Here is a 13913-nt window from a genome sequence, read left to right as displayed (position 1 = left end):
CGTCCCTCCACAAGCGTCTTTGTAACATTAATCATAGTCGAGGATTTCCGGTCCGCCCCGCCGTTTTGGCATGGCGTTTGCCGCCGATGGGCATTTGGACGGGAGACGATCCAGGTCATGAAAAATTAAAACAACGTTTCATCGGCTATTGACTGTACCAACCAATCTGTTGAGACTAGCTATATTGTTATCCATTCTTTTTTACTCATACAGGTCGCAGTTAATGACAACCCAAAACATTGCCGTCATCGGCGAATGCATGATTGAACTGTCCCAAAAAGGGACCGATGTGAAGCGCGGCTTCGGCGGCGATACGCTGAATACCTCGGTCTATTTATCCCGGCTGGTGAAGCCGGAAACCCTCGGCGTACATTATGTCACCGCGCTGGGTACCGATAATTTCAGCGAGGAAATGCTGGGCGCCTGGCGGCGGGAAGGCGTGCAAACCGATTTGATTCAGCGAATGGATAACCGTTTGCCCGGTTTATACTATATCGAGACGGATGAAACCGGCGAGCGCACCTTCTATTACTGGCGCAATGAAGCCGCCGCCCGTTATTGGCTTGAAAGCGACGATTCCGAGCGTATATGCCGGCAGTTGGCCGAATTTGATTATCTTTATCTCAGCGGCATCAGTATCGCCATTTTAAGCGCGAAAAGCCGGGAACGGTTGCTGGCTTTGTTAAAAGCCTGCCGTGACAAGGGCGGCAAAGTGATTTTTGACAACAATTATCGTCCGCGCCTGTGGCAAAGCAAAGAAGAAACCCAGGCGGCTTACCGAAATATCCTGTCCTGTACCGATATCGCCTTTCTGACGCTGGACGATGAGGACATGCTGTGGGGAAGACACAGCGTTGACGACGTGCTCGCACGCACCCGCCAATGGGGCGTGCGGGAAATCGTGATCAAACGCGGCGCCGAATCCTGTCTGGTCTCCACCGAAGCCGGTGAACTGCTGGACGTACCGGCCGTAAAATTACCGAAGGAAAAAGTGGTTGATACCACCGCGGCGGGAGACTCGTTCAGCGCGGGCTACCTGGCGGTGCGGCTGACCGGCGGCGATGCCGAGGCGGCGGCCAAATGCGGCCATCTCACCGCCGGCACGGTGATTCAATACCGGGGCGCCATTATTCCCCGGGAAGCCATGCCGCGCTGAGTCCCCGCTTCGTCGACCCCAGCCGGTTATTCCGTCGCGCCTTTTGCACGAGACGCGGCGGAACATTCTGGTTACCTTCGCCCGCGCTGTAGCGTTAAGCCATTATAACGCAGCCATTTAGGTGTATTAATTCACAACGGATGAGATGTCATCCACCATTGCCGCCCCTCAAATATACCCATCAGGTTTCAAGTGACAGGCGCGCTGGGTTACTGTCGTTTTTTCTTATGATAATAGATGGAAAAAATAACTCATCATTTTACGATTTTTCCAATTTAGTCGCGTCTAAATATATTTAGACCATAGATATTATCTTCGTATTTACAATTAAATCGCAAATAACTTTTTTAATTAATTATTTTGTTAATTTAGTAAAAGCTTATTGATTACAGTGAATGGGGTTAACAATTCAAATTGATTGAGCATTTAAACAGGGTGTGCATGGCACTATTTCAGGACAGCAACAATTTTCAAGGAGAAGCCATGAAAGAACATATTTCCACTGATGATTTCGTCTCCGGCCGCGTGCCGGCATCCGCCCGCGCCAGCCTGTTCAGCGTCGCCCTTATTCGCATCGGCGCCACCACGTCGCTGGTGCAATTCATGCTGGGCGCCACGCTCGGGCACTCCATGACGCTCTCCCAGGCCATGTGGGCCACGCTATTGGGGAGTCTCATCCTAGAATTCATCAGTTTGGGTTTAGGTATTGCCGCTGCGCGGGAAGGATTGTCCACCAGCCTGCTGGCCCGCTGGTGCGGTTTTGGCCGTTATGGTTCGGCCATGATTGGCTTAGCCATTGCCTTCAGCCTGCTGGGATGGTTTGGCGTACAAAATGCCATTCTTGCTAAAGGGGCTATCTCCGCGCTGGACCTGGATAAGGAGCATCAGGGGATTTTTCGTTGGGGGGCGGCCATATCAGGGCTGTTGCTCACCATTCTGGTGGCCTTTGGCTTTCGAGGTTTGAAATGGACGGCAAAAGTGGCGGTGCCGCTGTTTTTCCTGGCGATAGCCTGGATTTGCTTCGGTCTGATACAGGGCCAGGACCTGCGGGAACTCATGGATGCCGCGCCCGACGGGCCGCCGTTGTCTCTTGGCGCGGCCGCCACCATTATCGCCGGCGGCCATATGGTGTTCGCCATTGTTTCCCCTGATATGAGCCGTTATTGCCGGAGCGGCCGCCATGTCTTCTGGATGATGACGCTCTCCATTCTTATCGGGGAATTTATCGTTAACGGGATAGCCATTCTGGTGGCCAAGGCCTTGCATACGTCAGATGTGGTGGCCATCATGACGCAAAGCGCGGGTTGGCTGGGTTTGGCCGCGGCACTGCTGTCGGCGGTGAAGATAAACGATATCAATCTATATTCCTCCACCTTGGGCTTCGCCACTATGTTGGAAGCCATTACCGGCAAAAAATGGTCCTACCGGCGTTTAACGCTGTTCCTGGGCGTGGTGGGCACGTCACTGTCGGTCATGGGCATCCTCGACCAATTCACCGGGATACTGACGCTGTTCGGCGTGTTTTTTCCCCCTATCGCCGGCGTGATGCTGATTGATTATTATATTTTGCGCTCACATCGATCCATCCTCGAGGCAACCCGCATAAGCGGACAATTACCGGATGCCGCCGCTACGCCGGTCATCGGCTGGCCGGCCATGTTCGCATGGATAATCGGCAGCCTTTTCGGCCTGTTCGTTCATTGGGGCATTCCCTCCATCAATTCATTGCTGGTGGCGAGTATGTTGTACTGGCTAATCCATATCACCCTGCGGAAAAACGGTTTTAGCGCCGCGCCGGCCGGCATGTGAATTCTGCCGGCGGTTTTGAAGAGAGGAGCGCCTGATCTTGTAGACAACGCGGCTGCGGTATAACACCCCGGCCGCGCTGAAATGCGTCAGGACTGCGGCGGGATGTCCGTGACTTCCGGTTTGCTCTCATCGATGGATGAGGGCTGCGGCCCCGGCGCCATGATATGATCGTAGGTTTCCTGCAGCGCCTTCATGTTGACTTCCGGTTCATCTTTGGGCTGCATAAGGACAAGGATCGCGTTCTGGGATAATTGATTACGCAGCTCCTGGTTCAGCATCGGCAACGATAATTGGGACAAAAATTCGTTGCGTAATTTCTGGTATTGCTCCGGCGCGATATCCACCACGTCATTTTGCTGCGAGCGCAAACGCTGGCTCATCAATATACCGGTATCGGTGCGGGCATAAGTGGCAAAAAGCGTGCTGAGCTCCCCGGTCTTACGTGCCATCAGCGCATCGAATTCCGCCTTGCCAAGCCCGGAATTACGCAAGCCGGCCAGTTCATGGGCCACAAAAGTCATGGTGGGCATCAGATTTTCAGCCGGGGTATCGATATGAATGGCGCATTGGGCGCGCTGGTAATGAACATTGCAATCGAAGCGCAGATTGGCCTGTTTGAGATTATTGTCCTTTGACGCCTGCAGCGCTTGCTGCACATGCATATAGAGTGCCTCCCGCGCCAGATCGCTGCGCCAGTAGAGGTTCAGGGAACGGGAGTCCCTGATAGGCTGCCACGGGGCGTCCCAAATCAGTTTCAGGCTATCCTCTTTGCCGTTATCGCTTATCAGGCTGACCGGTTGAGACGGCAGCGGCGACAGCGCCGGCATGGGGGGAGGCGTATCCCGTTTACCCTTCAGCGAAGAAAACGCTTTCACGATCTGTTCGTTCAAACCGCGGCCGTCCACGTTGCCCACCACGTACAGCGTCATGGCGTCAGGGGTATACCAGCGCTGGTAGAATTGCTGCAACTGCTGGCCGCTGACGGGTAGCCGGGCCGATTGGCCGGGATCGTGCGCCAGCAAAACCGAGCCTTTCAAGCGGTAGTGCCACCAGGTGCTGCCGGGCTTGTCGGGAGCGGTCGCCACCGGATCGGCTCCCTGCGTGGCGCTGTGTATTGTCGCCGGATTAATGATGAGACGCCCGCCGGTGTTCGCCATCCATCTGAATGCATCCCGCAGCAAATCGGGTCGGCCGTTGGGCAGGCTGAGGCTATATAGGGTGTAATCGTAAGAAATGACCGCCGGCGCTTGCGGACGTCCGGCATCGACACCCTGCTGCCACAAAGATTTGAGCTGCGTGGCGGAGAAATTTTCGCTGTGGGCCAGCGCCAACCGGGGCAAGAGCCGCGCGAAGCCGGTCTGCTGCGCATTTTCCGCCAGTGAACCGGTATTGACCATCAGGCGTAATTCAATCCGGTCGTTCGGCCGCTGCGGTGTCGTCAATACTTGCCAGGAGAAGCCATTGATGAGTTTACCCTGTTGCCAGGCGGGATCGGGTTGTAATGCTTCTGCTCGCACATTGCCACCCACCGTCGCCAGTAACATTCCACTCATGAAAAGACGAATTCCGGTGCCCTGCATGTGAACCCCTACTCAAAAACTACCTATTAAATTATGTGTATCTCAGTCAGACGGCTACTTGCGTTCCATCGTCAGTACTTTTCCGTCGGAAAAAAGTGTGGCGCAAAGTGTACCATGTTGTTAGACCGCGGACCTTTGCGGATGTCACCGTACCGCAGAAAATATTACTCTTGCGCGTTGAAACAGCAGGAAAATACGAGGCAAGAAGGCTTTACAAAAGCATTGACATGGCGGAGCCGGGCCTGAGACACCAAACGGTTATTTTGTCCGATTCAAGGGCGGATGCGTCGCGCCGGCGGCTTACACCGCGGCGAAATTCAGAAATCGCTGTTCGAATACCTTCTGCGGCAAAGGCTCGGCGAAGAGATAACCCTGGCCCCAGGCGATTTTCTGTTCCAGCAGGAATTGGCGTTGCGCCTCGGTCTCCACGCCTTCGGCGATGACAGGTAATGCCAGTACCTGTGCGATGGCGCTGACAATACGCAGCATGACCGGGTCTTCCGGCAGCCCCTCGATAAAACTGCGATCTATTTTCAGCAGATCGATGGGCAGATTACGCAACCGGTCCAGGTAATACAAACTGGCGTAACCCATGCCGAAGTCATCCAGTGCGATCAAAATCCCCAAATCGCGTACCTGGCGCAGTAAAAGCAGGGATTGTTCAAACTCATCGATCTCGGCGGTCTCCGTGATCTCCAGCACCAGTTGGGCAGGACCGATTTCGTAACGTGACAACAGCAATTTAAGGTAAGGCACCAGATTGGCTTCCTGCAGCTGTTTGGCGGATATATTCACCGCCAGCGGAATATGGATGCCCTGCTTGCGCCAGTCGGCCAATACCTGGCAGGAGGCTTCAAGCACCCAGTTGCCCAGGGGCACCATCGCGCCTATCTCTTCCGCCTCGCTGATAAAATCCGGCGGCAGGGAATAGGTACCGTCTTCACGCCGCCAGCGCAACAGTACCTCAGCGCCAATCAGCTGCTGATTGCGGATATCCACCTGGGGCTGGAAGAACAGTTTGCAACGGCCCAACTCAATGCCTTCGAGGATGGTGCTCTCAAGCGTCAAACGCCGATGGACCATTTCCATCAGCTTGGGCTCGAAGAATAAAATCTGGTTTTTGCCTTTGTCATGGGCCGACATCATGGCGGAGGTGGCTCGGCGCAATAATTGATGGGCGGATTCATCAAGAGGCTGGCCCAGGGCGATGCCGATACTGGCCATCGGCCGTAGCGACAGACTGCCGATATTCAGCGGTTCGTTGATGCTTTTCAAGATTTTTTGCGCTAACTGCATCCCTTCGAACGGATTTTGGATGCCGTTATCGAAAATGGCGAATTCATTATGGTTAAGCTGGCCGAGAAACCGGTTTTCATTGATATGCTGTTTGATCTGCCGGATAAGGGTCATCAGCAGGATTCCCCGCTGCGCTTCCGTCATTACGCCGGTGGCTTCCTGCAAGGTGCCGATACTGATGGCCAGTAAGCAGAAATGTTTCGATTTTGTCGGCAAGGCCATCTGTGAATCCAGCATGGCGGTGAAAAGATTCTTGTTGGGCAGCGCGGTCTCGGCGTGGCGGGTGGAAAGACGGCTCAGTTCCTCGAACATGCCGGACAATACCTGCTGATTACGATTATAGCTGCGAACCAGCACCCCCAGCTCATCGTCGCGATGCATATCCGGCAGCGAAAGCTGGTGCCGGGGAGTATCCTCAGGCGCGAGTTTTTCCAATTCACGGGCGATTTCCCGTAAAGGATGGACCACCAGACGATTCATGCACCAGGTAATGGCCACGGTCATGATCAATGCCAGCAAGATAAAGGTAGACAGCAGGGTGGAGAACGTACTGGCGATAAACTGATACAGCCGGTATGAGTCGGCCTGAAGCACCAATGATGCCAGGGCGCGCGGATGGGAAACATGGGGGAGCGCATAGAGCGGCACGGAGATCTCCACCGGCAGCCTGAATAGATATTCGATGAGATCCGGCACCCGCCGCTCGGGAGGAAAATTCCCATGCAGTACCTGGAAGTTATCCGGTAAAACCACATCCGCCCGGCTTAATATGCCCACCGGTTTAAGGGTATCGAGTATCCGTTCGGCTTGCTGCACATCCGCTTTAAGCACCGCGTTGGCCAGAGGTTGTCGCACCGACATGGCGATATTTTGCAACTGCTGGGCATAGTCTTCACGGCGGAGCTGAACAAAATGGAACAGTTGGATCACGATAAAGATGCAAACAACCACCAGTGTCACGCCTGACACCGATGCCATTTGTTTAATCGTTAATGAGCGTCTGATCCGCAAACTGTTCTCCAAAGAATTCCTTCCGTCCCGCCGCACCAGCAACGGCATTCATCCCCGAAACTTTCAGCGCGGCGTACCGGGGACATCCCAAGATGATTGACCTTTTTTGACAACGTAGATTGCCGCTCGAGTCTATAGGTAAAGATATGTATATTAATATATACTATCTTGAGCGGCATTTTGTTCTTTAAAACAAGCATTTCGTTCAAACTGTGCGTATAACCTATAGAGCTCGTAAAAGTTGACATTATGCATACGAATATTCTGTCTTAGGATAAACTTTGGCGTCGCTCCAGTCCCGGACAGCCGGACCGGAACCGTGGCGGCCAGCCGGTTACCCGCGAAAGCATCAGGCCGGTGCGAAACCGGACCGCGGGAATAAACGCGTTGCCGCCGTGCCGGAATTTGCTGTTTTCTTTAACATTTCGCGACGTCTTTCACGGCTTTTATTTAGGGCTTGCAGATAATGACATTTTGCTCGGAATAATGGCTATATTTGTAATGACGTATTTTTCACCCTGAAAAATAATGCTTTTTACACGCCTAGCCTGGCAACGCTCCGGTTTGAGGATAACGCGATTAACGGTGTTTCAGCGGATTTAATTTTGTAAAAAAATGAGACATGTATTAGTTTATCTTTAGATCTGTTATATCCATCATCTAGAACCACCGAAAAGACTCGATAAGCCGATCGGCGTCAACTTTCTTTACTGCAAAGACGCCTCGGCGGGATGCCGTCCAAATTTAACCTATGAGGTTGAAAATGAATAATTATGATGATATTAAGCGGTTAAAAGAAAAATAAAATATGGAAGGAATTGATTATAAAGAAACCCCCAAAAATAACCCTCATAATACCCCGCATAATTGGGCCATCCTCAAGCAAATACCCGCTGCCGACGAGCCGTATCATCCCCTGGATCAGGGGCAAACCACCCAGCCAGTACCGGTGCAGGTTTCCAATAAGGAATTCACCGCCTCGGCTTTCGATAAACCGGCGGCCATGCCATCGCCCCGCGATTTGAGCAAAAACAATGCCCAGGGCATTAAGGAACCCTCCTTTGCCTCTCCGCTGATGGCGGCCGTGAGCAAGGTCCTTTCCGCTGAACAGGGTGCCGGTTATGCGGAAGAGGAGAGGCCGTCGGCCGGTTCTTCGCCGGTGAGCGGCTCCGGTCACGGCGAGCGCGGGTTCCGGCCGTCCATCCTGGACAGCGTCGACCGCGGGCTTCCGCAGCCCGCCGCCGCCCCGGCGTCGCCCTTGAACAGGGATAACGCGCGCGCCCAGCCCGCCGCCGGGCCGTCGATTTTTGACGGCATCGGCCGCCGCGAGCCCGCAGCAGCCCCGGCGTCGCCATTGAATAGGGATAATGTGCGCGCCCAGCCCGCCGCCGGGCCGTCGATTTTTGACGGCATCGGCCGCCGCGAGCCCGCAGCAGCCCCGGTCAATGAAATGCGCTTCAGTAGATTATTCAACCGCAAGTCCCCACTGACGACCGGAGTTGCGCCGGGCCGGGATATGCCCCTTTTACTTCTATTAGAGAATATCGCTTTATGCCGTTAGTGTGTGTCTGTTCGCCAAAAGGCGGAGTAGGGAAAACGACCGTCAGCGCCAACCTTGCGTATGCGCTTGCCCGTAGCGGCAGCAAGGTGCTGGTCATCGATTTTGATGTGCAAAACGCGCTGCGTTTACATTTTGGCGTCCCTATTTCAGATACCCGCGGTTATGTGGCCCAAGCGACCACGGCCGTAGATTGGAGCCAATTTATCCTGAAAGCGGATGCCAATTTGTTTGTTCTGCCCTATGGCGAGGTTGAAGAGGAAGAGCGGCTGGCATTTGAAAACGCGGTCAGCCATGATCCCCATTTTCTGCAGCGCGGGTTGAATACGGTGTTGAATTATCCCGGCCTGGTGATTATCGCCGATTTCCCTCCCGGCCCGGTCCCGGCGCTGAAAGCGGCGAAAAACCTGGCGGATTTGCATATCGTGGTGATGCTGGCGGATACCGCTTCGCTGTCGCTGCTGCCGCAAATGGAAAATCATAAATTTCTCGGCTCGGCGATGAATAACCGGCTCGGCGAATATTATGTGGTTAACCAAAGCGATATGCGGCGAAATCTGAGCCGCGATGTCTCGCAATTTTTCGAGCAGCGGCTGGGGGACCGATTATTAGGCATCATCCATCGGGACGAATGCGTGCCGGAAGCCAATGCGTCCCAGCGCTCCATCATCGAATTCAGCCCGGTTTCCGCCGCTGCCTTTGATATCGAACTTATCAGTAAAAAGGTCGCCGCTATCGTCGGGGTGAAAGTGGGTGACGGGGAATTTTACGCCGCGCCCAATCAAGGCATTAAATAAAGCACAGGTTCAGGTATGAATAAGCTGATATTTGCCTTTCTACTGTTATTGTTGCTGCCCGTGGCGGTGGTGATCATCATCACGCCCATGGACAGTGATAAGCAGTATGTTTTCGGCCTGCTAAGCATTGTTTTGCTGCTGCTGTTGGGCGTCAGTAAAAGCCATTTGGTTAGCGTGATTATGGTGGTGATGTCATTTTTGATGTCAACCCGCTATATCTACTGGCGCGCCACCGAAACGCTGCATTTCAATTCGGTTATCGAGGCGGGTCTGGGCATTGGCTTGTTTATTGCGGAGCTTTACGCCTGGCTGATCCTGGTGCTGGGTTATCTGCAAACCACCTGGCCGCTGAAGCGCAAAATAGAACCGATGCCGGACGATCCGGCGACCTGGCCTACGGTGGACGTCTACGTGCCGTCCTACAATGAAAGCCTTGACGTGGTGCGGGACACGGTGCTCGCGGCGCAGTGCATCGATTATCCCCGCGATAAAATGAAAATTTACATTCTCGACGACGGCAAACGCAGCGAATTCGCGGTTTTCGCCGCCGACGCCGGCGTGGGATACATTACCCGCAACGATAACAAGCATGCCAAGGCGGGAAATCTTAATCACGCCATGACCATTACCAAAGGCGAATATATCTGCGTGTTCGATTGCGATCATGTCGCCACCCGGGGTTTTCTCCAGGCCACCGTGGGCAGCTTTCTCATTGACGATCGCCTGGCGCTGATCCAGACCCCTCACTATTTCTATTCCCCAGACCCCTTTGAGCGCAACCTGTCGGCGGCCCGGGATATCCCCAATGAAGGGGCGCTGTTCTACGGCCCGGTGCAGCAGGGCAACGATAACTGGAACGCGACGTTTTTTTGCGGCTCCTGCGCGGTCATCCGCCGCAGCGCCCTGGAAGAGATCGGCGGTTTTGCGGTGGAAACCGTCACCGAAGACGCCCATACGGCCCTGAAGCTACAGCGCCTGGGCTGGAACTCCGCCTTTTTGTCGGTGCCGCTGGCGGCCGGCCTCGCCACCGAACGCCTCGGACTGCATGTTATCCAGCGTACCCGCTGGGCCCGGGGCATGACGCAAATTTTCCGTATGGATAATCCTCTGTTCGGCCGGGGACTGAAATGGCAGCAGCGTTTGTGTTATCTCAACGCCATGCTGCATTTCCAATATGGCCTGCCGCGGGTGGTATTTTTAACCGCGCCGCTGGCCTATCTCCTGTTTAACCAGAATATTATCGCCTCGTCGGCCAGCACCATCTTTGCCTATGTGCTTCCCCACCTGTTTCTGGCAATCTACATTAACTCCCGCATGAACGGCCGCTTCCGCTATGCCTTCTGGGGCGAAATCTATGAAACGGTGATGGCTTTCCATCTCATAATTCCCACGGTACTGACGTTGATTTCCCCCAAACACGGCAAATTTAACGTTACCGATAAGGGGGGTCTGCTGGATGTCGGCTTTTTCGACTTTCATATCGTTAAACCTCACCTGATCGTGGCGGTTCTGCTGGGGCTGGGCATTGCCGCCGGTATTGTGCGCGCGGTGATGCATGACTACTTTAATGTCGATCCGCGCGTTATCCTGCTTAACGTCGTCTGGGCATCTCTCAGCGTCATCATCCTGCTGGCGGCGATAGCCGTTGCCAAAGAGACGCGACAGGTGCGCAAAACCATCCGCATTGATGTGAAAATACCGGCCATTATCCACTTCGCCAGCGGCATTTCCGCCCGCACAGAAACCCTGGACCTCTCTATGGGCGGAGTGAAATTGATCACGCCCGACGATCGCTATCAGCGCGATCGCATCGAGGAAGTGGAATTGCTGCTCCAATCCGGGGGGGTGTGCATTCCCGTCAGCCTGATAGATGCCGATGCCAATACCATCCGAATGATGTTTGAAGAGATGCCGTTGGAAAAAAGACGCGAACTGGTGCGGGTGGTCCTGGCCCGGGCGGATGCCTGGATAACGCCGCCCTATCCGCGCGATCGTCCGCTGCACTCTTTTGCCAGCATTGTCCGTTGTGTTTTTGAACTGTTTTATAACACATGGAAAGAACGCGGCCAGAAAAGAAAGAGTGCCAAGTCCGCCGGACCTGGTGAAGCGACTTAACTCGGAAAAATTCGAATGCCACAGCGTATCGGGAAGATTGCTTGTTTTTTTGTGGTTATTGCCATTATGGGAGGGCTTGGGTTTTCTGCCCAAATCAATCCGGCTTACGGAGCGGACAACGCTGAGGCGGCGAAACCGGTCTATCGATTGCCGCCCCTGCCGGTGCCGGCCGGCGGCCAGGCTTTGCCGCCGGGCAGCGCTGACGGCCAGGGCGCGGCGGACGCCGCAACGGCCAATCCGGCCCGGTCTTCCGCCGATGCTGCCCCACCGTCTGCCGCCAATGCCCCCGCGTCGTCCGATAGCGGCAGCGCGCCGACCGGCGGACTGCCGATGGATTTTCCGCCGCCGGTGATAAGCGCCGTACCCCAGGACAATAGCGGCGGGCAGGCGGCGGACGGCCAGTCGGCGCAGATAAACCCCATCCGGGACGAAGCCATCAGCGTCGCCACCATGGGCCAGCCCAACGGCCTGACCTTAAGCGGCGGTCAGCTCCAGTCGGGGGTGGTCTTCACCCTGCCGCAGGATCAGGTGGCCACCACCGCGCGCTTATTCCTGGCGCTTAAAGTCTCGCCGGAGCTCGCCGCCCGCGATACCAGCCTGCGCCTGACGCTTAACGGCCAGGATCTCGGCACTGTGGCGTTGAACCAGGCGAATGCCGTGGATAATGTCTTCCAACTGGATATTCCCGCCGCCATGGTGGTGGGCAATAACAACCTCAGCTTCAGCGTCAGCGACGAAAATACCCTGCAATGCGATCGCAACCAGTCGGATAAATATTGGGTCACCATTTTACCCGCCAGCCACATTCAGCTGAGCAGCCAGATACTGGATATCGGCCGCGATCTGAGCCATTTTCCCCGGCCTTTTTTCGACCCGATGTCCATGCAATCCCCTTCGGTGTCGTTTATTTTCGGTCAGACGGTGAAACCGGAAGCGGTCACCGCCGCCGCCATGCTGGCGTCCTATTTCGGCCTGCTGTCAAATTACCGTAACGTGAATTTTCCGGTGCATTTGAACGAACTGCCGGTGCAAAACGGCATACTGTTCGGCGCGCCGGGAGAGAAAATCGGCGACATCACCCTGCCCGCCGCCTCTGGCCCGACGTTGCAAATGATTGATAATCCGCTGAATCCGGTCTACAAGCTGTTACTGGTGGTGGGACGCAACAGCGAAGAGTTGCGTCAGGCCGCTTATCGTGCCATCTCTTCACCCTTGCCCGCTCGGCAGGATACTATTCAGGTCGCTACCCAGGGCATTCCGCTGCGGCAACCCTATGATGCCCCGCGCTGGATTGATACCAGCAAACCGGTTTACCTGAAGGATTTGGCGCAAAATACGGACTCGCTTACCGTTAACGGCTTATATCATGACGGCATTCGCATCGGCTTTCGCGCGGCGCCGGATCTGTTCCTGTGGGATGGCGACTTTTTCCCGGTGCAAATCGATTACCGCTTTCCCACCGAAAGCTGGATTGACGAGGATCGCTCCCAACTGAGCATCACCCTGAACGGCACCTTTTTGCGCAGCCTTTCGGTGAATAAACACGGTTTGGTGGAAACCGCCTGGCATAAGCTGGGGGGCGATACCCGCCAGGAATCCTACAGCCTGCAATTGTCGCCTTACCTGATCTATGGCGACAACCAGCTGGAGTTCTACTTCTCACTGCAGCCGAAACCGGATGCCCCGTGCAGCCTGCTCACCAGCAACAATATCAAAAGCCGGATCGATCCCGATTCCTACATAGATCTGAGCAAGACACACCATTTCACCTTATTGCCCAACCTCTCGTATTACGTCGGCGCGGCGTTTCCCTTCAGCCGCCTGGCGGATTTTTCCGAGACGGTAATGCTGCTGCCCGCCAAGCCGGAGGCGGGTGAAATCGCCGCCTTGCTGGCCATGGCCGCCCGCGCCGGCAACGCCACCGGCATCCCGCTGAACCATGTCGAAGTGCGGCTCGGTCTGCAGGGTGATAATGCCCAATTGGCCAATAAGGATATTCTCGTCTTCTCTTCCCTCAAGCAAACCGCCTTGATGGGAGATGTGCTGGCCGGTTCGCCCTTTGAAATGCGCAACGGACTGCTGTCGGTCAGAGAGGAGACCCTGTCGGATAAGATTAAGGGCTATTTCTCCGGCAATTTCTTCCGGCAGGGCGTGGAGGCGGATCGCTATCTGGCCTCCACGGACGCCTGGCGGGGTTTTCTGAGTTTCGCTTCTCCCTGGCCCGGCAACCGGCTGGTGGTCATGGCCACCGCCACAGACAGCGACCAGCTTGCCGCCCTGAATACCGATTTGCAGTCATTAACGATTAATGCGGGCATTCGCGGAGACATTGCGGTCATCAATAGCGAAAACGGGGTAAAGAGTTTTAGTGTCGGCTCACAGTTCCCCCGCGGCGAGATGCCTTGGTACATGATGATTATCTGGTATGCCAACCAGCATATTATTTTTCTTTCATTATGCGGCCTGCTGTTCGCTATCGTCATCGGCAGCAGCGTGACTGTGCTGCTGGCGCGGCATGCGGCCAAGCGCCTGGCGAACAGCGCCAATAAATAACGGGATTCAAAGACGGATCGCACCACTGGGCCATATGG

At 55.1% G+C, this 13913-nt stretch carries 8 protein-coding genes; 6 read left to right on the top strand and 2 right to left on the bottom strand.

Annotation, left to right across the window (positions count from 1 at the left end; genetic code table 11):
- Positions 1 to 223 precede the first annotated feature (223 nt).
- Together kdgK and GTU79_RS00565 are read left to right on the top strand one after the other, a co-directional pair.
- Positions 224 to 1156: a 2-dehydro-3-deoxygluconokinase gene (gene kdgK / locus GTU79_RS00570; RefSeq protein WP_203524503.1), complete on the top strand. Its 933-nt coding sequence runs from the start codon at positions 224 to 226 to the stop codon at positions 1154 to 1156.
- Between the two features lie 483 nt (positions 1157 to 1639).
- On the top strand, positions 1640 to 2965 hold the full coding sequence (locus GTU79_RS00565; RefSeq protein WP_203524504.1) for a purine-cytosine permease family protein: 1326 nt from the start codon (positions 1640 to 1642) through the stop codon (positions 2963 to 2965).
- A gap of 86 nt (positions 2966 to 3051) precedes the next feature.
- Here the strand turns inward: GTU79_RS00565 and GTU79_RS00560 are convergent, their stop codons facing one another.
- Both GTU79_RS00560 and hmsP read right to left on the bottom strand, forming a co-directional pair.
- Complete coding sequence (locus GTU79_RS00560) at positions 3052 to 4545, bottom strand: insulinase family protein (protein WP_132923975.1); 1494 nt, start codon at positions 4543 to 4545, stop codon at positions 3052 to 3054.
- A 300-nt stretch (positions 4546 to 4845) separates the two neighbouring features.
- Positions 4846 to 6852: a biofilm formation regulator HmsP gene (hmsP, locus tag GTU79_RS00555; protein ID WP_203524547.1), complete on the bottom strand. Its 2007-nt coding sequence runs from the start codon at positions 6850 to 6852 to the stop codon at positions 4846 to 4848.
- Positions 6853 to 7660: 808 nt separating this feature from the next.
- On the opposite strand from hmsP, the gene GTU79_RS00550 reads away from it, so the two are divergent.
- From GTU79_RS00550 to bcsB, 4 genes are read left to right on the top strand one after another with little or no spacing between them, the layout of a single operon-like run.
- Complete coding sequence (locus GTU79_RS00550) at positions 7661 to 8413, top strand: hypothetical protein (RefSeq protein ID WP_214513635.1); 753 nt, start codon at positions 7661 to 7663, stop codon at positions 8411 to 8413.
- Entirely contained in the window at positions 8404 to 9207 is an 804-nt protein-coding gene (bcsQ, locus tag GTU79_RS00545) for a cellulose biosynthesis protein BcsQ (protein WP_132923978.1), read from the top strand. Before GTU79_RS00550 ends, bcsQ begins: the two co-directional genes overlap by 10 nt.
- Before the next feature lie 15 nt (positions 9208 to 9222).
- Positions 9223 to 11322 carry a UDP-forming cellulose synthase catalytic subunit gene (bcsA, locus tag GTU79_RS00540; RefSeq protein WP_203524506.1) on the top strand — a complete coding sequence of 700 codons (2100 nt, stop codon included), beginning with the start codon at positions 9223 to 9225 and terminating at the stop codon, positions 11320 to 11322.
- Between the two features lie 15 nt (positions 11323 to 11337).
- Complete coding sequence (bcsB, locus tag GTU79_RS00535) at positions 11338 to 13875, top strand: cellulose biosynthesis cyclic di-GMP-binding regulatory protein BcsB (protein WP_253073467.1); 2538 nt, start codon at positions 11338 to 11340, stop codon at positions 13873 to 13875.
- Positions 13876 to 13913 lie beyond the last annotated feature (38 nt).

This window comes from Sodalis ligni, from assembly GCF_016865525.2.
In the GTDB taxonomy this organism is placed as follows: domain Bacteria; phylum Pseudomonadota; class Gammaproteobacteria; order Enterobacterales; family Enterobacteriaceae; genus Acerihabitans; species Acerihabitans ligni.
This window is presented reverse-complemented; position numbering and strand designations above follow the sequence as displayed.

Excerpts from the sequence above, each read along its gene's own strand:
- bcsB (WP_253073467.1), top strand. The coding sequence starts at position 11,338 with ATGCCACAGCGTATCGGGAAGATTGCTTGTTTTTTTGTGGTTATTGCC.
- kdgK (WP_203524503.1), top strand. The coding sequence starts at position 224 with ATGACAACCCAAAACATTGCCGTCATCGGCGAATGCATGATTGAACTG.
- bcsA (WP_203524506.1), top strand. The coding sequence starts at position 9,223 with ATGAATAAGCTGATATTTGCCTTTCTACTGTTATTGTTGCTGCCCGTG.
- GTU79_RS00560 (WP_132923975.1), bottom strand. The coding sequence starts at position 4,545 with ATGCAGGGCACCGGAATTCGTCTTTTCATGAGTGGAATGTTACTGGCG.
- GTU79_RS00550 (WP_214513635.1), top strand. The coding sequence starts at position 7,661 with ATGGAAGGAATTGATTATAAAGAAACCCCCAAAAATAACCCTCATAAT.
- GTU79_RS00565 (WP_203524504.1), top strand. The coding sequence starts at position 1,640 with ATGAAAGAACATATTTCCACTGATGATTTCGTCTCCGGCCGCGTGCCG.
- bcsQ (WP_132923978.1), top strand. The coding sequence starts at position 8,404 with ATGCCGTTAGTGTGTGTCTGTTCGCCAAAAGGCGGAGTAGGGAAAACG.